This window comes from Burkholderia sp. HI2761, from assembly GCF_002223355.1.
In the GTDB taxonomy this organism is placed as follows: Bacteria; Pseudomonadota; Gammaproteobacteria; order Burkholderiales; family Burkholderiaceae; genus Burkholderia.
Genome location: NZ_NKFN01000009.1, coordinates 529,893 through 551,743, shown reverse-complemented (window position 1 = coordinate 551,743; position 21,851 = coordinate 529,893). Strand labels below are relative to the sequence as shown.

Genomic DNA, 21,851 nt, shown 5'->3' with positions numbered 1-21,851 from the left:
GCAGCATTGCCGCCGTGTAGCCGCCGGTGCGCTCAGAACACGAAAACGCCCTTGCCGCCCGCCTGCGCGTCGAACTGCCGGTAGGCCTCGTCGGCCTGCTCGAGCTGCCAGCGGTCGGTGAACAGCTTGTCGACGTCCACGCCGTGATCGGCGACGAAGTGAATGCAGTCCTTCATCCCGACTTCCGAGAACGTATAGGAGCCGAGGATCGTGCGCTGCTTGCCGATCACGTCCTTCATCCCGTCGACGTTGAGGTTGCCGCCCACGGCCACCAGCGCGATCCGCCCCCACGGGCGCGTGCTGCGCACCGCCTGCTGCTTGGGCACGTCGCCGCCCGCGCAATCCATCGCACAGGTCGCGCCGAGGCCGCCGGTGAGCTTCTGGATTTCCTCGATCGGATCCTGCCGGCTGCCGTCGATCACGTGGGCCGCGCCGAAATCCTTCGCGCGCGCGACGCGGTCGGCCGCGATATCGACGCCGATCACCTCGACGCCCATCGCCGCGGCCAGCTGCACGGCCGACAGGCCGACCGGGCCCAGCCCGAACACCGCGAGCGTGTCGCGCGCGGTGATGCCGAGGCGCAGCAGCGCGCCCCACGCCGTGCCGGTGCCGCAGGAAATCGCGGCGCCGGTGGCGTACGACACGTCGTCGGGCAGATGGACGAGCGAGGTCGCGGGCACCTTCATGTAGTGCGCGTGGCCGCCGTGCTTGATCACGCCGTGGATATCCGCGCCGTGGCTGCACATCTGCGTCCAGCCGGTGCGGCAGTGATCGCAGTGCATGCAGCCTTCGTAGTGGAACACCGCGACGCGATCGCCGACCTTGAACGCGCGCGGGTCGACGGCCGAGCCGACCGCGACGATTCGGCCGCACGGCTCGTGACCGCCGATGATCGGCGTGTCCTCCGACATGCCGCGCGACGCTAGATCCTTGAAACCCAGCGAATGGATCACGTCGGCCGGCTTGTTGCGATAGAAGTGCAGGTCGCTGCCGCACATGCCCGATGCCTTCATTTCGATCACGGCATCGGCGGGGCCGGGCGTCGGATCGTCGAAATCGAGAATCTCCAGCCTGCGTTCGCCTCTGAAAACCACGCCTTTCATGTCTTGTGTCTCCTGTGCCTCGGGACTGCGGTCGTGACGCGGCGCCGTGCCGGCTCACACCAGATTGATATAGGTGGCCTTCGGGTACAGGAAGCTCTCGACGTGCTCCTTGCCGCCTTTCCAGCCGTAGCCGCTCATCTTCGTGCCGCCGAAACCCACCGCCGGATCGATCACGCCGTAGCAGTTGACCCACACGGTGCCCGAGCGAATCCCCTGCGAGACGCGGTGCGCGGTCGACAGGCTGCTGGTCCATACGCCGCCGGCGAGCCCGTACGGCGTATCGTTCGCGAGCCGCAGCGCGTCCTCGATCGTGTCGAACGGAATCACCGACGCGACCGGCCCGAAGATCTCCTCGCGCGCGATCGTCATGTCGTTCCGCACGTCGGCAAACACCGTCGGCTCGATGAAGAACCCGCCGGCGGGCGCGCCGTCCGGACGACCGCCGCCGTGCACGAGCCGGGCCTCCTTGCCGCCGACGTCCACGTAATGCATCACGCGCTCGAGCTGGCGCCGCGAAATCAGCGGGCCGATCTGCGTATCGGGATCGCGGCCGTCGCCGATGCGGATCGTGCCGGCGAACGCGGCCATGCGCTGCACGAATTCGTCGTGGATCGCGCGCTGCACGAAGATCCGCGTGCCGGCCACGCACACCTGGCCGGTATTCGTGAACACGCCCATCGCCGCGCCGGGCACGGCCTTGTCGAGATCGGCATCGGCGAACACGATGTCGGGCGACTTGCCGCCGAGTTCGAGCTGCAGCCGCTTCAGGTTGCCGGCCGACGCGCGCACGATCGCCTGCGCGGTGCCGACCGAGCCCGTGAAGGCGACGCGATCGACGTCCCGGTGCTCGGCCAGCGCCTGGCCGACGTCCTTGCCGTAGCCGGTGACGACGTTGATCACGCCGTCGGGCACGCCCGCTTCCATCATCAGCTCGGACACGCGCAGCGACGACAGCGATGCATCCTCGGCCGGCTTCAGCACGGCCGTGCAGCCGGTGGCCAGCGCGGGGCCGTAGATCCACCACATCCCCATCAGCGGGCCGTTCCACGGGATGATGCCGCCGACCACGCCGACCGGCATCAACTGCTTGAGCGCGGTGAAGTTCGGCGCGATCGACATCGGCGGCGTTTCCACCGCGCCCGCGCCCGTTTGCGATGCGTAGAACTGCAGCAGCTGCGACAGCCATTCCTTGTAGCCGCGCGTGCGCGCGAGCGGCGCGCCCATGTCGAGCGTCTCAATCAGCGCGAGCTCGTCGAAGTAATCGAGAATCGCGTCATGCACGCGCAGCAGCAGCTTGCGCCGCTCGTGCGGCGTGAAGCGGCTCCACGGTCCTTCGAACGCGTGGCGCGCCGCGGCCACGGCGCGGTCCACGTCCTGCGTGCTGCCCTGCGCGATATGGCACAGCACCTCGCCGGTGGCCGGGTTGATGGCCTCGATGCGCTCGCCGCCGGCCGGCTCGACCCACTGCCCGCCGATCAGCAACTGCTTCGTACCCTTCACGAAATGTGGAATGTCCATGCTGATGAATGTCTCCTGGCTATTGTTCCGGACGTCGAAATTTACATGCGGAGCATGATCGACTTGGTCTGCGTATAGGCGTCGATCGACTCCTGGCCAAATTCGCGGCCCCAGCCCGATTGCTTGTATCCGCCGAATGCCATCGCCGGGTCGGATTCGCCGAACGTGTTGATCCACAGCCGCCCGGCCTTGAGTGCGCGCACCACCTTGTGCGCCCGCGCGACATCGCGCGTCCAGACCGCGGCGGACAGCCCGTAGGTCGTGTCATTGGCCTGCAGCACCGCATCGTCCTCGTCGCGGAACGGGATGATCGACAGCACCGGCCCGAAGATCTCCTCCTGCGCGATCCGCATGCCGTTGCGCACGTTGTCGAAGATCGTCGGCTCGACGAAATAGCCGGTGCCGCGCCACGGCTGGCCGCCGAGCCGCAACGTCGCGCCGCCTTCGCGGCCCACGGCGATGTACGACTGGACCCGCTCGCGCTGCGTCGCCGAGATCAGCGGGCCGATCTTCGTGTCGGCCGCGAACGGGTCGCCGGCCTTCCACTCGGCCGCCACCTGCGCGACGCGTTCCGCCACTTGCTCGTGGATGCTTTCCTGCACGAACAGGCGCGTGCCGGCCGAGCACACCTGGCCCGAGTTGCCGCAGAACGTTTTCACAGCGGCCTGCACGGCCTTTTCGATGTCGGCATCGGCGAACACCACGTTGGGCGCCTTCCCGCCGAGTTCGAGCGTCACCTTCTTCAGGTTCAGCGTCGCGTCGCGCGTGATCTGCTTGCCGACCGCCGTCGAGCCCGTGAACGCGATCTTGTCGACGCCCGGGTGCTGCGCGAGCGCGGCGCCCGCCGTCGCGCCGAAGCCCGGCAGCACGTTGACGACACCCGGCGGCAAGTCGGTTTCCTGGATCAGCTCCGCGAGCCGGATCGAGGTCAGGCAAGCCAGCTCGGCCGGCTTCAGGATCACCGTATTGCCGCAGCACAACGCGTTCGCGATCTTGATCGCGGCCATCAGGATCGGTACGTTCCACGGGATGATCTGGCCGCACACGCCGAGCGGCTCGCGCAGCGTGTAGATCAGCGTGCTGCCGTCCGACGGGATCGTGGTGCCCAGCACCTTCGAACACCAGCCCGCGTAGTAGCGGACGATGTCCACGGTGGCGCCCGCCGCGGCGCGCGCAAACCACAGCGGCATGCCGTTGTCGAGCGATTCGATCGCGGCCAGCTCGTCGACATGGGCTTCGATCGCGTCGGCGATCTTCAGCAACGCCCGCGTGCGCGCGTGCGGCGACAACGCCGACCACGACGGCGCGTCGAACGCGTTGCGCGCCGCGATCACGGCAGCGTCGACGTCGGCGCCGTCGGCCTCGGCAATGCGGCAAAGCGGCTGCTCGGTGGCCGGGTTGATCGTCTCGAACGTCTTTCCCGATGCGGCGTCGACCCATCGCCCGCCGATCAGCAGACGCTTCGTGCCTTGTCCGATCCACGCGAGCGCTTTCGCGCGCGCGGCCTGTGCAGCATCAGTTACGGTCGTCATGAAACCTCCAGTTGATAGCGCAGCGTTCGTCAGGCCAGCGGAACGTCGACGCGCGCCCGAATTCAAAATGCCGCGCACCATGGCAGGCACAGCGTGCAGCTTCGGTAGGCGCCATGCCGTCGAGAAGCGGTCGCGGCCTGCGCGATTTTACCTACCGTTAGTTAGATAGAAGGCTGCGGCAGCCGGGCCGAAGCCCGGGCATTCGATCGCTTACGACTGCGGCAGCTGCGCCGACGGGAATTCGGGCTGGCGTTTGCCGCGCAATGCCGCGACGCCTTCCTTCACGTCCGCGCCCAGGAAACACAACATCTCCATCGCGAGCGAGTTGTCGAAGATGGGGCCCGCCAGTCGCATCCAGTTGTTCAGCGATTTCTTGGTCGCGCGGATCGCGGTCTGACTGCCGCGCGCGAGGTTCGCGGCAATCGCGAGCGAGCGCGGCAGCACGTCGGCGCGCGGCGTGCAGAAGCTGACCAGCCCAATCCGCTCGGCTTCCCTGCCGTCGACGAAATCCGCGGTCATCAGGTAGTACTTGGCCTTGGCCATCCCGCACAGCAGCGGCCACACGATCGCCGCGTGATCGCCGGCCGACACGCCGAGGCGCGCATGCCCGTCGGTCAGCTTCGCATCCTCGGCCATCACGCTCACGTCGGCCAGCAGCGCGACGACGAGACCCGCGCCCACGGCCGTGCCGTTGATGGCGGAGACGATCGGCTTGTCGCACGCGAGCATGTTGTAGACGATGTCGGACGCTTCCTTCATCACGCGCAGCGTGGCTTCCTGGCTGCCCGCCATTTCCTCGACGACGGCGAGATCGCCGCCGGCCGAGAACGCGCGATCGCCCGCCCCCGTCACGACGATGACCTTGACGCTCGGGTCTTCGGCAACCACGCCCCAGACCTTGGTCAATTCCCAGTGCATGCGGTTGTTCGTCGCGTTCATGACCTCCGGGCGATTGAGCGTGACGAGCAGGACGCCGTCCGGCTGGCGATCGAACAGGAGAAACTGGAAGTCTTCGTATTTCATGCGTAGTCCGGGAAGTGGGAGAGCGCGGGCGGCGTGTATCGCGCCCGCCGGCGAAGTGCGGCTGTGTCGGTTCGCGGTGCAAAAGGGAAAGCGTATAGGCCATGGCGGCTTCACGCAATCTAACTAACAATCGTTATTCTATTTTGCATGCGGCGATTTCCCATCAGGGTATCCCCGCATGCGGCAGTTCGCGCGCGCGCGACGCGGCGCGCGGCTTTCGAAGAACGGAACGTTTCGATCGCAGGCATTGCGCACGACGGCGCGCGAGCCAACGCTGATCGCATTTGTCCAGACATAAACAGCATTCGAACGAGGAGCGAGACACATGACTTCCCCCACCATCGTCCAGCAACTGGCCGATTTCGCGGCCGGCGTCGACACGGCGCGGCTGCCGGACATCGTCGTGCAGGAATGCAAGCGCGACATCCTCGACTCGCTTGGCGTCGCGCTGGCCGGTATCGATCATCCGCGCGGGCGCATCGGTGTCGAAATGGGCCGTCGCATCGGCGGCAGCGCAGGCGATGCGACGATCATCGGCACCGGCGAGCGCACCACCGTCTACGGCGCCGCGTTCGCCAACAGCGAATTGCTGAACGCGCTCGATGCGGACTCGGTGCTGCTGCCGGGCCACGTGAGCCCGTACGTGCTGCCCGGCGCCTTTGCGACCGCCGAGGTGTACGGCCGCTCCGGCAAGGATCTGATCGCCGCCGTGGCGGTGTCGCACGAGATCTCGTACCGCTTCGGCGCCGCGATGGCCGGCTACCGCGACACCAAGGACGGCAAGTCCGCCAATCCCGCGTCGGTCGTCGGCTATAGCAGCACCGTGTTCGGCGCGACCGCGTCCGCGGGCAAGCTCAAGCGCTTGTCGTCGGCGCAACTGGCCAACGCACTGGGCCTCGCCGCCGCATCGGCGCCCGTGAATGCGCAGCGCGCGTGGTTCACGCACGCGCCCACCGCGACCATCAAGTACCAGTTGGCCGGCGGCCTGACCAATATCGCGCTCACGGCCGCCGACATGGGCGAACTCGGGCACCGCGGCGATCTTCGGATCCTCGATGACGAAGTGAACGGCTACGCGAGCTTCATCGGCACCGATCGCTGGACGCCCGAGCTGATCACGGCCGATCTCGGCGACACGTGGCGCTTCCCCGCCTTCCAGATGTTCAAGCCCTATCCGCACTGCCGCGTGATGCACGCGCCGCTCGACCTGCTGATCGACATCGTCACGCAGCACGACCTGAAGCCCGACGAAATCGACAGCATCACGTCGTACGGCGAAGGCTGGGCCTATGTGCTGCCCTGCTTCACCAACCGTGAAATTCTCGAGGTGCACGACGCGCAGTTCTGTTTCTCGCACGGGCTGGCGGTCGCGGCGCACCGCATTCCGCCGGGCCCTCGCTGGCAGGATCCGGCCGTCGTGTTCGATCCGTCCGTGATGGCGCTGATGAGCCGCGTCTCGCTGAAGACGCACCCCACCTATTTCCAGTCGATCTCGGCCGACATCTCGAGCCGCCCGTCGCGCGTCGAAGTGCGCGCACGCGGCCAGGTCTTCGCCGGCGAGAAGATGTTCCCGAAGGGCACGCCGTCGGCGGATCCGTCGACCTACATGACGACGGACGAACTGGTCGGCAAGTTCCGCACCTTCGTCGATGGCCTGCTGCCGGCCGCGACCGTCGACCGCGTCGTCGACAGCGTGCTGAACCTCGAGCAGGTAGACGACTTCGGCACCGTGATCCGCCAGTTCGTGCGGTCCGCCGGCCGGTAAGCCGACCCGCAACCGGAGAACCGCCAACGATGAACCGCCCTTCCCTGAACATGCCGCACGCGGATCGCCTCTATATCGGCGGACGCTGGGTGGCGCCCGCTTCCACCGACACCCGCGCGGTGCTCGACTGCGCAACCGAGGACGTGGTTGCGCACGCGGCGATGGCCAACGAAGCCGACGTCGACGCTGCCGTGCGCGCCGCACGCGGTGCGTTCGATCGCGGGCCGTGGCCGCACCTGTCGCCGGCCGAACGCGGCGCCTTCCTCGAGAAGATCGCCGCCCGCCTCGAAGCGTTGAACGACGATTTCGCGCGCGGCTGGAGTATCGAATCCGGCGTGCTGTACCGGATTGCCAAACCGCGCATCGGCCTGTTCCTGAGCGGTGCGTTCCGCCAGTACGCGGCGATGGCGCACAGCTATCCGTTCGTCGCGCCCGCGCGCGCCGTGACCGGCCACCAGGCCTACCGCGTGCAGGAGCCGGTCGGCGTGGTGGCGGTGATCGTGCCGTGGAACGGCCCGGCCGGGCTGCTCGCGTACAAGATCGCGCCGGCCCTGCTCGCGGGCTGCACGGTCGTCATCAAGAATTCGCCCGAGACGCCGAGTTCGGGCCATCTGTTCGCGCAGATCTGCGACGAAGTCGGCCTGCCGCCCGGCGTGGTCAACATGCTGACGGCCGACCGGACCGTGTCCGAATCGCTGGTGCGCCATCCCGGCGTGGACAAGATCACCTTCACCGGCTCCACCGGCGCGGGCCGGCGCATCGGCGCGGTGGCGGCCGAACGCGTCGCCCGCGTCACGCTCGAACTCGGCGGCAAATCGCCTGCCGTGGTACTCGACGACTACGACATCGAAACGGCCGCGAAGGTGCTCGGCGCACCGTATTTCAGTTATCTGTCGGGCCAGGTCTGTCACAGCCTAACGCGCATCATCGTGCCGCGCGCGAAGCATGACCAGATGGTCGACGCGCTCGTCGAGGCCGCGCGCGGCATGGTGCTCGGCGACCCGCTCGACGACGCGACGAGCATGGGGCCGCTCGCGACGGCCGCGCAGCGCGACGTAGTCGAGCGACTGGTCGCGCAAGGCGTGTCCGACGGCGCGCGGCTGGCGATCGGCGGCAAGCGGCCCGCCCATCTGGCGCGCGGCTTCTTCTTCGAACCGACGGTGTTCGCGAACGTCGACAACCGCTCCCGCATCGCGCAGAACGAGTTGTTCGGCCCGGTGCTGTCGGTCATCGCGGCCGACAGCGAGCAACACGCGATCGACATGGCCAACGACACGATCTTCGGCCTGAATGCCGCGGTCTTCACGCATGACACCGAGCGGGCGCTGCGCGTCGCGCGACGCTTGCGCGCGGGCTCGGTCGGCCACAACGCGTCGCGCACCGATTTCTCGATCGGCTTCGGCGGCTTCAAGCAATCGGGCGTCGGACGCGAAGGCGGCACGGGCGGCCTCGAAGCGTTCCTCGAATCCAAGACCGTCGTCCTGGACCAGCCGGCCGCCTGAGTGCCGATGTACGAACCATCCATCACCTGACATCAAGAGGAGCAACCGATGAACACCGAATCCAGCCATGACGCGCCGAGCGACTGGATGATCCATTCACGCATCAAGGGGCTGGTCGCGCTCGTAGTCGGCGCGGGCAGCGGCATGGGCGAGGCCAGCGCGAAGACGTTCGCGGCCAACGGCGGCGCCGTCGCCGTGGCCGACCTGAATGCCGGCCACGCCGAACGCGTCGCCGGCGAGATCGTGCGCGACGGCGCCGAGGCGATCGCACTGGGTCTCGACGTGTCGAAACAGCCGGACATCGATGCGGCTATCGCCGCCACGGTCGAGCGCTTCGGACGGCTCGACGTCGTGATCAATACCGCCGCGCTGGTGCGCTCGGGGATGCTCGAGGACGTGCCGATCGACGAATGGCGTGCCGGCTTCCAGGTGAACGTCGACGGCGCATTGATGCTCGCGCGCAGCGCGCTGCCGCACCTGAAGAAGAGCCCGCATGCGGCCATCGTCAATACGGCTTCGCTGGCGGGCGTCCATGGCTATTCGCAGGGCGGCGCATATGGGCCGAGCAAGGCGGCGCTCATCACGCTGAGCCGGCAGATGGCGCACGAATGGGCAGCCTACGGCGTGCGCGTCAACGTCGTGTTGCCGGGCGTGATCGACACGCCGATGGCGCGCGGCTCGGTGCCGCAGGAGATTCTCGATCAACTGGCGACGATGCTGCCGATGAGCCGGGTCGGCAAGCCGGAGGAAGTCGCCGATCTGATCGTGTATCTCGCGTCGCCGGCCGCCGGGTATATCACGGCGCAGTCGATCGCGTGCGACGGCGGCATGTCGCACATGATGTTCGCGAAACCGATGGGCAAGTAGGCGCGCTGCGCCACGCGCCCGTCGCGCAGTTTGTGCGGCTGGCGATGACGGTCCGCCCGAGCCGTCATCGCCAGTGATCGTCCGCGTTGCCCGCCCCCCTTCTTCTCCCTCTCCTTCATTCACACGCTCCCCGGCAGCACAAATCCACCTGTCCGCTCAGGCCGTCGAATTGCCGATTTTCGGCAAACACGCGCAAAAAATGCGTTCCGCCGGATAAAACGTCTTTTGGCACCGGCATCACGCGTCACTCGCGCGAACACGGCTTCCGTTACGCGCCTGGAAACGCTCCCATTCGATTTATTCCGTATAACGGATGATTTTTTTAAAAAGAAACGCGCCTGAATGCGTTGAAGTACGGAACGCCGAAATTCATCCAGTGGATCGTCGCGTGAAAGCAGGAATTCGCCTCGGGTTATACCCAATGGAGATTCGATGTTGCGCACCTCAATCTACCTAACGTTAGATTAACGTCGAGCCGGCACAGCGTGTCTGCTGCCGGACGTCGCGACCCGACCGACGGCCTTGAATATTGCTGCAAGGCATCAGCGGCCCGATATGCACCGTTCCTTCACCTTTCGTTAAATTCGGATTTCGAAATGAATGTAAACCGATCATCAGGGTTGGGCACGAAGAAGACGATATTCGCGCTTGGCATTGCGATGCTGCCCGCATGGTCATGGGCGCAAAGCAGCGTCACGCTGTACGGCACGCTCGACGTGGGGATGCTGTTCACCAGCAAGACACTCAATGCGGCAACCAGCGCCAATCGCGGCAAGCAGTTCAGCCTCATCAACGGCGGACTTGAGCCGTCGAATTTCGGCCTGTTCGGACAGGAAGACCTCGGCGGCGGGTTGAAGGCGACCTTCAGGCTCGAGAGCGGCGTCAGTGTCGTCAACGGCGGCTTCGACAACAGCAACGGCAATCTGTTCGGCCGCCAGGCATGGCTGGCGCTCAACGGCGACTTCGGCGAGCTGAAGGCGGGCGTGCAGTATTCGCCGTTCGTGCTGGCGATCTACGAGGCCGATCCGCGCAACGCGGGCCAGTTCGGCACGGCGTTCTCCGTGTATGCGGACAACACGTTCGTGGGCACCTTCAATCCGAATGCGATCACCTATACGAGCCCGAAGTTCGCCGGGTTTTCCGGCAGTGCGATGTATGCGTTCGGCGGCGTGCCGGGCGACTATCGTGCGGGGCAGCAGTACTCGCTCAGCGCGCGCTACGAGTTTCGCGGGCTCGTCGTGAACGCCGCGATGTACGACTCGAGTTCAGGCCACGGCTCCGCCGGGCTGACGACCTTCCAGCAGCCGTTCTTCGGCCGCATGATCGGCGTGGGCTACCACTTCGACCGGCTCACGGTGAAGGGTTCGTTCACCAGCTACAAGGTGCCGACGACGGTGGCCGGCGGCGTCGTGAACGGCGGCACCAACAACGTCTGGAACGTCGGCTTCGACTACTACGCGCTGCCGCAGCTCGATATCAATGCCGGCCTGTGGTACATCCACGACCCGCACGACTCGGACAATCACACGCTGCTCGGCGCGCTGACGACGCGCTATTTCCTGTCGAAGGCGACCTCGCTCTATATGCAGGTGGGCGCGGTGAACAACCACGGCCGCGAGCGATTCGGGCTGTCGATCGACAATGCGCTGTACGGCGTGTCGGGCACGACGGTCGGCGCGATCGTCGGGATCAACAAGCGGTTCTAGCGCGGCGATCTTCGACGGGAGCGCCAAGCGACGCGTTGCCGCCCTCGTCCGGCCGGAGTACGGAACATTCCGGCCGCCGCGATTGACGCGATTGCAAACCGCGGCGAACGTATGCGAATCCGTGCGCAGACCTGTTCGGCACGGATGGCATGCCGGCATCGCTGCGCCGAACGCCGGTGGATAAGGACCGCGGATCGCGGGCGCCGGGCTGCGGCTCGACGAAGGGCGGCCCCGCCACGCGAATGCAATCGAATCATGAAGAATGCAATGACGACGCAAACGCATGCGGCCGGGCCGACCGGTATCCGGCATACGTGGACGAGCGCCGACGGGCTCCGGCTCGCCGGCCGGTCATGGGGCGCCCCCGACGGCACGCCGGTCATCCTGCTGCACGGCAGCGGGCAGACCCGGCATGCGTCGAGCGGAATGGGCCGCTTGCTCGGCGCGGCGGGTTTTTACGCGGTCGCGTTCGACGCGCGCGGTCATGGCGAGTCCGACTGGTCGCCAACCTGCAACTACAGCCAGGGCGCGATGATCCGCGACCTCGAACGAGTGGTCGCGATGTTCGACGGCCGGCGTCCGATCCTCGTCGGCGCGGGGCTCGGTGGAGGAACGAGCCTGCTCGCGGTGGGCGAAGGCTATGTCGACGCGGCGGCGCTCGTGCTCGTCAACATCGCGCCCTTCGTCGAACCGGCGGGCGCGCTGCGCCTGCAGTCGTTCATGCGACAGCGGCCGGACGGTTTCGGCTCGCTGGACGAGGCGGCCGACGCGATCCGCCACGATCGCGCGCATCCGCCGCAAGCACTCAGCGAGGAAAGCCTCGCGCGCAGCTTGCGCTACGACGACGGGAAATATCACTGGCACTGGGATCCGCATTTTCTCGCGTGGCCGCGCGACCTGACGCGCCGCCATGCGCGCTTTGCGGCCAGCGCGCGTCGCCTGAGGCTGCCGACGTTGCTCGTGCGCGGCGCAGACTCCGACATCGTCAGCGAGACGGGCGCACGCGAGTTCCTGAGCCTGTGCCCCCATGCGGAGCATACAGACGTCCGGGATGCCGGCCATACGAGTGCAGGCGAACACAACGACCTGTTCGGCCAGACCGTGCTCGACTTTCTCGAGCGCCGGATGCCGCGCGACCACGTGCTGCGGAATCGCGCGGCCGCGTGAGCGGGCCGACGAGCACGTCGCCTCGAATCGCCGGCCCGCTCACGCGGCCAGTTCGCCCTTGCGGGTGCTGCGCTTCGCTTTCGCGGCAGGCTTCGCGGCTGCCGCGCGCTTCGCGCCTGCCGCGGGCTTCACGCCTTCGAAGAACATCGTGCTGAGCTGTTCGGCGACCTTGTCCAGCGAACCCTTCTTCGGGTCGAACCAGGTCTGGACGGAATTGATGCAGCCGAGCACGAACACGCGGCAGAGCGCGATGTCGACGTCCTCGCGCAGCAGGCCTTCGGCGCGCAAGCCGTCGAACACTGCGGTCCACAGCTGCTGATGGCGTTCGCGCCGCTTGACCTGGCGCTCCCGCACCTTCTCGGGCAGTTGGGTCAGCAGCCTGCCGTGCGCGAGCGCGTAGTCGCCAAACTTGATCAGCGCGCTCATCTGCCCGAGCAGCGCCGCCTTGAAGCGCGCCTCGGCCGTCGCATCGGGCGGCAGTGCGTCGAAATGCTCGTTGATGTGCTGCACGATGCTGTCCGCGCCGTGCTCCATCACGACGTCGACCAATTCTTCCTTCGACGAGAAGTGATAGTAGATGCTGGCCGCCTCGATCCCGGCCTGGTCCGCGATCGAGCGCATCGTGGTCGCGGCATAGCCCTGCGTCGCAAAAGAGCGCGCGGCAAGCCGCAGCAAGGTTTCCCGGGTATCCGCGCTGGGATTTACATTTCGCTTTCGCACGTTCGTGTATCAGCCGTCCACTGTTATCAAGAATCTGGATGAAGTGAAGCACGCCGGATGCCGCATGCGGGGCCACCGGCCACGCGGCGTCGTGCAGCACGCCGCGCAAGCGATTGTCCGTCCCGTTGCCGTTCCGGCGCGCGACGGCGGCCGGCGGCATGTCTGCGTCTTCCGGGTAATGCCTGATCCTATCGCCTGCCGCCATGTGACACAAAACTAATGTTTGACAGGGTAGCGTATTTTCATGGCGTGAGCCAGCGAACCGCAACCGCGGCGGCCGGCCGGTCGCGCGCGGCGCACCTCCCGCGGCTTTGCCTGAATCTCTCGCTCGCCGCGCGACGTCGCGCAGCCGATCGCGCGGAACCGCCACCGCGCGATCGGCCGGCACGCTCACAGTACGGAACGCCGCGGCCGCCCGCGTTGACACGCGTGCGTGCACCGGCGAAGTTGGAAGGCGCGGTGAACCGCGGACCGCATCCACGCTGCCCCTTCAATCCCTCTCGATCCGTCATGACGCCATCCAGCCAAACCATCGCGCGCACTCCGACGAGGCCGGGACGCCGCCTTCCCGGCACCCCCGAGCCCATGCATCTGTGGCGTACCGCCGACGGCGTGCGGCTCGCCGGAGACACATGGGGGCATCCCGACGCCCCGCTCGTCGTGCTGCTGCATGGCGGCGGCCAGACGCGTCATGCGTGGGGTGGCACCGGCGCGTTGCTCGGCAGCGCCGGCTATTTCGCGGTGGCCTTCGACGCGCGCGGACACGGCGACTCGGACTGGAGCGCCGACGGCGACTACAGCCAGGACGCATTCGTCAGGGATCTGCGCCACGTCGTCGACGCGCTCGGCGCCCGTCGCCCGCCGGTGCTGATCGGCGCATCGCTCGGCGGCGGCACGAGCCTCGTCGCGATCGGCGAACGCAAGCTCGACGCGCGTGCGTTGATCCTGGTCGACATCGTGCCGTATACGGAGCCGGCCGGCGTCGCGCGCATCCGTTCCTTCATGCAGCAGAACCCCGACGGATTCGGCTCGCTCGACGAAGTCGCCGATGCGATCGGGCGCTATCGTTCGCACCGTTCACACTCGGGTAATCATGCCGGCCTGTCGAAGAACGTCCGGCTCGGCGACGACGGCCGCTATCACTGGCATTGGGATCCGCGCTTTCTGTCGGGAACGACCGACCTGCCCGCCCGTCACGCCCGCTTCTCCGCGTGCGCGCGTAACCTCGCGCTCCCCACGCTGCTGGTGCGCGGCGGCAGTTCCGACGTGGTCAGCGAAGCGGGCGTGCGCGAGTTTCTCGAACTGTGCCCGCACGCCGAATACGTGAACGTCGCCGCGGCGGGACACATGGTCGCCGGCGACCGCAACGACGTGTTCGGCCGCGCCGCCGAGCAGTTTCTCGCGCGTCACGTCGGCACGACGTAAGGCGCGCGGTATGCGGGCGTCCGCGGTATGGGCCACGGCGCACGGGCGCCCCGAGGCCCTCGCGTGCGAATCACCCCCTCAGATCGGCGGCGTGTCCGGCGAAGCCGAGAAATGATGCTGGCGTATCCTCCATTCGTGCTGCTGCGCCGCGATCACGAGCGTCGTGCGCAGACGCGAGCGCGACGTCGTGCCGTCGCCGAGCACGAACGCGAATTCGCCGTAGCCCTGCGCGAGAAAGCAGTCGTCGCCGAACCGGATGAACTGCTGCTCGACCAGTTCCAGCGTGGCGGACCTGATCACGCCTTCGTACGACGCGAAGTACGCGCGAATCGCATCGTGCCCGGCCGCGTGACCGGGCCGGCCGCCGAAGAACAGCGCATCGGTCGTGTAGACGCCGGTCAACGCGTCGGCATTCCAGTCGCGCGCAGCCGCGTTCCATGCGGCCTGCACGACGGCCAGCGCCGGGCCGGGCGTATGGTTCGTTCCAGTCATCGTGTTGTTCTCCTGTTTTTGGGCGCCGGCACGCGTGGCTGCCGGCCGGATTCGTCGATCTGGCCGTTCGCTGGCGCCATGCGTTGGCACGCCGCGAATCGATGGGAACGGCATGCGTCAAACCAGCTGCATTACGTCCGCGATGGCGGCGCGCGTCGAGCGGAACGCGTTGGCCGAATGCGTCATGTCCGCATAACCGAACGCGATGCCGCAGACGAACCGGCGCTCGTCGCCGATGCCGAAATAGCGGCGAATGAACCGCGCGTGATGAGCGAGCGCCGCCTGTGCGGTCGTTGCGACGCCGTGCGCGCGCGCCGCCAGCAGAAACGACGCGACGAACGCGCCGCAATCGAGCGCCGCGTACGGCCCCAGCTCGGCCGGGATCGTCAGCAGCGCGACATGCGGCGCGCCGAACAGCCGGAAGTTCTCGGCAACCTGCCGCTCGCGCGCCGGGCGGTCGTCGCGCGCGATGCCGAGCGCCGCATAGAGCGCATAGCCGACTTCCCGCCGACGCTCGCCGTACACGCCGCGATATTCGTCCGGAAACGGCATGTCTGCGTCGATGCCGGGATGCTGCGCCGCATGGGCGACGAGCGCCGCGCGGAAACGCTCGGTCGTGTCGCGCGACGTGACGATCGCATGCCACGGCTGCACGTTGCACCACGACGCCGCGCGTTTCGCGATCTCGACGATGCGCTCGATCACGTCGGTCGGCACCGCGTCCGGCAAATAGGCACGGCACGTGTACCGCTCGGCGGCAATGCGTTCGAGCGTTTCCACATCGGCTGCCGACCGGTCGCCTGCATCCTTGCCGTCTCGTTGCGCCTGCATCCCACGTCTCCGGTTAGCGGTAGCTTGCATTTCGATTGAAACTATCATTAGTTAGATCGACCAGCGACCCGAACACACTGAATCCGATCATCAAGGCTCGCAGTCGACGTCGTTCAGGATGAAGGACAGCGTCTTGGCCGCCGCCTTCAGTTCGGGCGTCACACGCTCGCGGATCGCCGCCATGTCCGGCTCCAGTTCCACGGCCCCGCAATTCAGCGCCATCAGCGTTTGCGTGCGGCCAACCACGATCGGCAACGCAATGCCGTACGCGTTGCGCTGATACTCGCCGACCGACATGCATACGCCCGACTGCCGCAGATCCTCGAATGCCGCATCGAGGTTCTCGCGCACGGTCTCCGCATCGTCGCCCGCCGCATCGAGCAGCTGAGTGATCAGGGGCGCGCGCATCGCCTCCGGCAGCCCATACAGGTAGGCGCGCCCGACCGCGGTCGTCGCCATCGGCAGCAGCGAACCGACGCCGAGCCGCAGCGTCGCGATCCGCGCGCTTGCGCGCCACGCGATATACACCATGTCGAGCCGATGCGGGACCGCGAGCGCGACCGACAGGTTCAGCTTGTCGGCGAGCTTCTGCATCACGGGCGCGACGAGGCGCGTGACGGCATTGGCTTCCAGATACGCGTGGCCGATGCTCAACGCGCCGGCACTGAGTTCGAACTGCCGCCCGCCGCCCACCCGGCGCAGATAGCCGATCGAGATCAGCGTCGTGGTCAGCCGCGATACCGTGGCCTTCGGCAGACCGGTGCGCCGCACGAGTTCCGCGTTGGACAGCGGCGCACGCGCCGCGCGAAACGCATGCAGCACCTCGAGCCCGCGCTCGACGGTCAGCGTGACGCCATGTTGCTTGTCGGTTCTGTTCATCGGCATGTCAGTCGGTCACGACCGCCTGCTCCTGCAGGTGCTGGGCCGCGGCCACCAGCCTCGGCCCGAGTTCCCGTTCAACCCGCGCGCGCCCGAGCCGCGCGCTGCGCCCGATACAGGCCAGCACGAGCGGCGTGTGATCCTGCACCACCAGAGGCACCGCGAGGATCGTCAGGTCCGGTTCCCATTCGCCGAGCGACATGCAGTAGCCGACGTTGTGTACCTGTGAAATGCCTTCGCTGATGCGGCGGCGCAGGCTCGGCCAGTCGCGGCCGGTCTTGCGTTCGATATTGCCGAGCAGGTAGAAGCGCTCGAGTTCCGGCAGCGCGGCCAGCAAGGCCCAGCCCATCGGCGACGAGGCGATGCGCAGCCGCGTGCCCGCATACAGCTTGAGGTCGACCGAGGCCGGCTTGCCCGCACACGTCTCCAGCACGATCACGTCGAGGCGGTCGCGCGTGCCGAGCATCACGTAGGTTTCGTTCGCGTTCGCGAAGGCCTGCATCTCGAGCCGCGCCAGCAATTGCACGTTCGAATGCGCGATCGCGGCATAGCCGAGCGACAGCACGGGCGCCGCCAGCCGATACTTGCGGCGCTGCGGCGAATAGTGAAGATAGCCGAGCGCGACGAGCGAGCGAGCCATCCGCGACACCGTCGGTGCGGGGATGCCCGTCTCGATCACGAGTTCCTGATTGCCGAGCCACGGCTCGTGCGGCGAAAACGCGGCGAGGATTGCCAGGCTGCGCGCGAGCGGAACGACCATCGCGCCGGACGCGGGGCTGCCTTCCGGACGCTCTCTGTCTCCGGTCGGCCCATCGTGCCAACCCGCGTTTTCCTGTCCTGACAGGGGCAGCGCTGCCCGGTTCGACTGCGGCGACATCGATTGCTCCGTTTGTCTCGATCTGGCTCTGGAAGCGGCCGTGAACTTGCGTGTACCGGTCGGTCAACGCGGTCCGCCACGCAGCGTGGCGGCGCGCGCGGCACGCGACCGTCCGATGGCTTCATTAGAGAAGCCAACCGGTAAACGCGTCAATTGTAGTTCCAATATGTTCCGTACTCTGAAAACATAAGTGGCCTCGAAATCGGCCGCCGGCAGTTCCTCTTCGTGGTTTTCCGCCAAATTCGAGACGGAACAAGCGCGGCGCGACGGATCAAAGTACGGAACGTTAGACGAATCCGGGAATGGCACGAAGACGCGGCGCGGCGGCGGTCCGCCGCCCGCCGCGCCGGGCCGCCACCGCCCGCGTTACGCGTCGCCCTTCAGCTCGATCAGGAGATCCTTCGCGGCGACGCGCTCGCCGGGCTTCACATGCACGGCCGCGATCTCGCAGTCGCGCTCGGCCGCGATGTGGGTTTCCATCTTCATCGCCTCGAGCGCGATCAGCGTCGTGCCGGCCATCACGCGCTGGCCCGGCTGTACGGCCACCGTCACCACCGACCCCGGCATCGGCGCGGCCACGTGCAGCGGGTTGCCCGGATCGGCGCGCTGCAGCCCGTGCCGCTCCTTGCCGGCCTGCACGACCGTCTTCTGCTCGACGAGCGCCGAGCGCGGCTGACCGTTCAGTTCGAACTGAACCTTTACGATGCCGTCCTGCGCATCGGCGTGCTGCCCTTGCAGCGACACGAGCAGCGTCTTGCCCGGCGAGATCTCGATCGCCACCTCCTCCTGCGGCTGCAGGCCGTACAGGAACGCCGGCGTCGGCACCACCGACGTGTCGCTGTACGCGCGCACGTGCGCGTAGTAGTCGACCGTCTGCTTCGGATACATCAGGTACGACGCCAATTGCCGGTCGTCGAGCGGCTGCTCGCAGGCTGCCTCGGCCTGCACGCGCACCGCGTCGAGATCGACTGGCGGAAGCTGGTCGCCAGGGCGATACGGCGCCGGCGGTTGGCTCTTCAGCACCTTGCGCGACAGCTCCACCGGGAAGCCGTCCGGCGGAAAACCGAGCTCGCCCTTGAACAGCGACACGACCGACTCCGGGAATGCGATGTCCTTGTTCTGGTTGCGCACGTCGTCCACGCTCAGGTCGTTCGCGACCATCATCAGCGCCATGTCGCCGACCACCTTCGACGTCGGCGTGACTTTCACGATGTCGCCGAACAGCCGGTTCACGTCCGCGTATGCGCGCGACACCTCGGTCCAGCGATGGTCGATGCCGAGCGAGCGTGCCTGCTCGCGCAGGTTCGTGTACTGGCCGCCCGGCATCTCGTGACGATAGACGTCGGCGGTGCCCGCGCGAATCTCCGATTCGAACGGCGCGTAATAGCGGCGCACGCCTTCCCAGTACATCGACGCTTCGTGCAGGCGATCGGCATCGAACCCCGGGTCGCGTTCGCTGCCCGCGAGCGCCGCCGCGATGCTCGACAGGTTCGGCTGCGACGTGAGGCCGCTCATCGCGTCGAGCGCGCCGTCCACCGCATCGCAACCCGCGCCGATCGCCGCGAGCACGGACGCCGCGGCAATCCCGCTCGTGTCGTGCGTATGGAAATGCACCGGCAGCCCGGTTTCTTCCTTGAGCGCCTTCACGAGCGTGGCGGCCGCCTGCGGACGGCAGATGCCGGCCATGTCCTTGATGCCGAGCACGTGCACGCCGGCCTGCTGCAACTCGCGCGCGATGCCGATGTAGTACTTGAGGTCGTATTTCGAGCGCGACGTGTCGAACAGGTCGCCGGTGTAGCAGATCGCGCCTTCGCACAGCATCCCGCTTTCGCCGACCGCATCGATCGCCACGCGCATGTTGCGCACCCAGTTCAGCGAGTCGAATACGCGGAACACGTCGACACCCGCGCTCGCGGCCTGCTGCACGAAGAAGCGCACGACGTTGTCCGCGTAGTTCGTGTAGCCGACCGCGTTCGAGCCGCGCAGCAGCATCTGGAACAGGATGTTCGGCACGCACTCGCGCAGTTGCGCGAGGCGCTCCCACGGGTCTTCCTTCAGGAAGCGCAGCGCGACGTCGAAGGTTGCGCCGCCCCAGCATTCCAGCGAGAACAGTTGCGACAGCTCGCGCGCGTAGAACGGCGCGATCGGCAGCATGTCGGCCGTACGCATGCGCGTCGCGAACAGCGACTGGTGCGCGTCGCGCATCGTCGTGTCGGTCAGCAGCACTTGCCTGCGCTCGAGCATCCATTGCGCAAATTTTTCCGGGCCGAGCTCGCGCAGGCGATCGCGCGTGCCGGCTGGAATCGCCACCGCCGTGTCGACCTTCGGCAGCACCGGTTTCGGCAACGGCAGCGCCGGCAGCGTGCGGCCGTTCATCTCCGCGTTGCCGTTCACGTTCAGCTCGCCGAGATAGCGCAGCAGCTTCGTTGCGCGGTCGCCGCGCTTCGCGAACGCGAGCAGTTCCGGCGTCCTGTCGATGAAGCGCGTCGTCACGTCGCCGGCGACGAACGCCGGATGATTGATCACGTTCTCGAGAAACTGCAGGTTCGACGTGACGCCGCGAATGCGGAATTCGCGCAGCGCGCGATCCATCCGATGAATCGATTCGGCTGCGGTCGGCGCCCACGTCGTGACCTTGACGAGCAGCGAATCGTAGTACGGCGTGATCACCGCGCCGCCGTACGCGGTGCCCGCGTCGAGCCGCACGCCAAAGCCCGCCGCGCTGCGGTAGGCGGTGAGCCGGCCGTAGTCGGGCAGAAAGTCGTTCTCCGGATCCTCGGTCGTGATCCGGCATTGCAGCGCATGGCCGTTCAGCGGGATGTCCTGCTGCGCCGGCACGCCGGCCGCGCGCTCGGCGAGCGTTCCGGCGCCGTTCACGACGTCTTCGGCAAGCCCGATCCGGCCGCCCTCCGTAATGCGGATTTGCGCCTTCACGATGTCGATCCCGGTGATCATTTCGGTCACCGTATGCTCGACCTGGATGCGCGGGTTCACCTCGATGAAATAGAACCGGCTCGTGTCGGCATCCATCAGGAATTCGACGGTGCCCGCATGCGTATAGCCGACCGCGCGCATCAGCCGCAGCGCCGCTTCGCAGAGCGCATGACGACCTTCGCGATCGAGATACGGCGCCGGCGCGCGTTCGACGACCTTCTGGTTGCGGCGCTGCACCGTGCAATCGCGCTCGTGCAGATGAACGACCGTGCCGTGCATATCGCCGAGCACCTGCACTTCGACGTGCCGTGCATTGCGCACGAGCTTCTCGACGTACACCTCGTCGTTGCCGAACGCGGCCAGCGCTTCGCGCCGCGCGACCGGCAGCAGCGTCTCGAGATCCTGTGCGTTTTCCAGCACGCGCATGCCGCGCCCGCCGCCGCCCCAGCTGGCCTTCAGCATCAGCGGATAGCCAACCTCCGCAGCCAGCGCCTTGCATGCGTCGAGATCGTCCGGCAGCGGCGCGGTGGCGGGCATCACCGGCACGCCGGCCGCCATCGCCGCATTGCGCGCGGCGACCTTGTTGCCGAGCGTGCGCATCACGTCGGGGGACGGGCCGATCCAGCGGATGCCCGCGTCGATCACGGCCTGCGCGAAATCGGGGTTCTCCGACAGGAAGCCATAGCCGGGATGGATCGCATCGACCTTGGCCTGGCGCGCGACGCGCAGGATGTCGTCGATATCGAGATACGCGGCGAGCGGCTTCTTGTCTTCGCCGATCAGGTAGCTTTCATCCGCCTTGAAGCGATGCAGCGCGAGGCGGTCTTCCTTCGAATACACCGCCACGGTGCGCATGTTTAGCTCGGCGGCGGCGCGCATCACGCGAATCGAGATCTCCGAGCGGTTCGCGATCAGGATGGACTGGATGGGGGTAGGCGTCACGGCAGCCATGGATTGTGAAGGGTTGAATGAGGTGCGCCGACGCGCCATCCACCGCCTGCCTGATTCACGGGGCGGCGACGGATCGTCGCGTCGGTCACGCGGCGTTGCTTTCGTCCCGGCTTTCGCCAGTCGACATCGTCGTCATATCGCCCGATAGCCGCTATCGACGACGCGACGACGAACAGCATCCAGCCGACCAACCGGGCAGACCAACAGGAGACCGGCCGGTCGGTCGTCGATCGGGACACGGGGGCCCGCGCCACGACGCGGGCCGCCACGATTTCAGTCGCGGTGCTCGAAAAGCGGCGCGTGGTCCATCCAGTCGTAACCCGCACCGGATCTCGCCCACGCCCAGTTCACATCGCGGGGCCGGTCGCCGGGCTGCGCCGTCGTTGTTCGAAGGCGTTCCCCCGCTCCCTCGAGCCCGAGCCTGCGCGCATCGTCTTGCGGTAGCCATTTCGCTTTTGATAGCCAGTCATTGCATCACCTTGCGTGTATAGAAGCTTGTCGCTCTTCGGCCCGGCCCGTCTGGCTCGCGGAGATACCTGCGTGGCCGGCGGGCGCCCCA

The 21,851-nt window shown here is 67.2% G+C and carries 16 protein-coding genes; 6 read left to right on the top strand and 10 right to left on the bottom strand.

From position 1 onward, the window contains the following. Window positions 1-32: 32 nt before the first annotated feature. The 4 genes from CFB46_RS34370 to CFB46_RS34355 all read right to left on the bottom strand — a co-directional run bounded on the left by CFB46_RS34370 (window position 33) and on the right by CFB46_RS34355 (window position 5,176). Window positions 33-1,103, bottom strand: coding sequence for a zinc-dependent alcohol dehydrogenase family protein (locus tag CFB46_RS34370; RefSeq protein WP_027785822.1), 1,071 nt, complete (start codon window positions 1,101-1,103; stop codon window positions 33-35). Window positions 1,104-1,157: 54 nt separating this feature from the next. After that, complete coding sequence (locus CFB46_RS34365; protein WP_027785821.1) at window positions 1,158-2,621, bottom strand: aldehyde dehydrogenase family protein; 1,464 nt, start codon at window positions 2,619-2,621, stop codon at window positions 1,158-1,160. 41 nt (window positions 2,622-2,662) lie between these two features. Then, window positions 2,663-4,153, bottom strand: a complete 1,491-nt coding sequence (locus CFB46_RS34360) for an aldehyde dehydrogenase family protein (RefSeq protein WP_027785820.1) — start codon at window positions 4,151-4,153, stop codon at window positions 2,663-2,665. 210 nt (window positions 4,154-4,363) lie between these two features. Then, window positions 4,364-5,176 (bottom strand): enoyl-CoA hydratase/isomerase family protein, encoded by an 813-nt coding sequence (locus CFB46_RS34355; RefSeq protein ID WP_027785819.1) that lies wholly within the window; start codon window positions 5,174-5,176, stop codon window positions 4,364-4,366. Between the two features lie 325 nt (window positions 5,177-5,501). Between CFB46_RS34355 and CFB46_RS34350 the strand changes: the two genes are divergently transcribed. The 5 genes from CFB46_RS34350 to CFB46_RS34330 all read left to right on the top strand — a co-directional run bounded on the left by CFB46_RS34350 (window position 5,502) and on the right by CFB46_RS34330 (window position 12,183). Further along, window positions 5,502-6,941 (top strand): MmgE/PrpD family protein, encoded by a 1,440-nt coding sequence (locus CFB46_RS34350; protein WP_027785818.1) that lies wholly within the window; start codon window positions 5,502-5,504, stop codon window positions 6,939-6,941. Between the two features lie 29 nt (window positions 6,942-6,970). Continuing rightward, on the top strand, window positions 6,971-8,443 hold the full coding sequence (locus CFB46_RS34345; protein WP_034185493.1) for an aldehyde dehydrogenase: 1,473 nt from the start codon (window positions 6,971-6,973) through the stop codon (window positions 8,441-8,443). A 48-nt stretch (window positions 8,444-8,491) separates the two neighbouring features. Then, window positions 8,492-9,310 carry an SDR family NAD(P)-dependent oxidoreductase gene (locus CFB46_RS34340; protein WP_080681396.1) on the top strand — a complete coding sequence of 273 codons (819 nt, stop codon included), beginning with the start codon at window positions 8,492-8,494 and terminating at the stop codon, window positions 9,308-9,310. 596 nt (window positions 9,311-9,906) lie between these two features. Continuing rightward, on the top strand, window positions 9,907-11,016 hold the full coding sequence (locus CFB46_RS34335) for a porin (protein WP_089502473.1): 1,110 nt from the start codon (window positions 9,907-9,909) through the stop codon (window positions 11,014-11,016). A gap of 267 nt (window positions 11,017-11,283) precedes the next feature. Then, window positions 11,284-12,183 carry an alpha/beta fold hydrolase gene (locus CFB46_RS34330; RefSeq protein ID WP_063831217.1) on the top strand — a complete coding sequence of 300 codons (900 nt, stop codon included), beginning with the start codon at window positions 11,284-11,286 and terminating at the stop codon, window positions 12,181-12,183. Between the two features lie 39 nt (window positions 12,184-12,222). On the opposite strand, the gene CFB46_RS34325 is transcribed toward CFB46_RS34330, so the two are convergent. After that, complete coding sequence (locus CFB46_RS34325) at window positions 12,223-12,858, bottom strand: TetR/AcrR family transcriptional regulator (RefSeq protein WP_051421418.1); 636 nt, start codon at window positions 12,856-12,858, stop codon at window positions 12,223-12,225. A gap of 630 nt (window positions 12,859-13,488) precedes the next feature. On the opposite strand from CFB46_RS34325, the gene CFB46_RS34320 reads away from it, so the two are divergent. Then, entirely contained in the window at window positions 13,489-14,328 is an 840-nt protein-coding gene (locus CFB46_RS34320) for an alpha/beta fold hydrolase (RefSeq protein WP_051421417.1), read from the top strand. A gap of 78 nt (window positions 14,329-14,406) precedes the next feature. On the opposite strand, the gene CFB46_RS34315 is transcribed toward CFB46_RS34320, so the two are convergent. The 5 genes from CFB46_RS34315 to CFB46_RS34295 form a co-directional block, all read right to left on the bottom strand. Further along, window positions 14,407-14,820: a YybH family protein gene (locus CFB46_RS34315; RefSeq protein ID WP_027785812.1), complete on the bottom strand. Its 414-nt coding sequence runs from the start codon at window positions 14,818-14,820 to the stop codon at window positions 14,407-14,409. A 117-nt stretch (window positions 14,821-14,937) separates the two neighbouring features. Further along, entirely contained in the window at window positions 14,938-15,651 is a 714-nt protein-coding gene (locus CFB46_RS34310) for a nitroreductase (RefSeq protein ID WP_051421416.1), read from the bottom strand. A 90-nt stretch (window positions 15,652-15,741) separates the two neighbouring features. Next, window positions 15,742-16,530, bottom strand: coding sequence for an IclR family transcriptional regulator (locus CFB46_RS34305; RefSeq protein ID WP_027785810.1), 789 nt, complete (start codon window positions 16,528-16,530; stop codon window positions 15,742-15,744). A gap of 7 nt (window positions 16,531-16,537) precedes the next feature. Further along, the gene (locus CFB46_RS34300; RefSeq protein WP_063831215.1) at window positions 16,538-17,290 is read right to left on the bottom strand and encodes an IclR family transcriptional regulator; all 753 of its coding nucleotides are present in this window, start codon (window positions 17,288-17,290) and stop codon (window positions 16,538-16,540) included. A gap of 483 nt (window positions 17,291-17,773) precedes the next feature. Further along, window positions 17,774-21,292 (bottom strand): pyruvate carboxylase, encoded by a 3,519-nt coding sequence (locus CFB46_RS34295; RefSeq protein WP_027785808.1) that lies wholly within the window; start codon window positions 21,290-21,292, stop codon window positions 17,774-17,776. Window positions 21,293-21,851 lie beyond the last annotated feature (559 nt).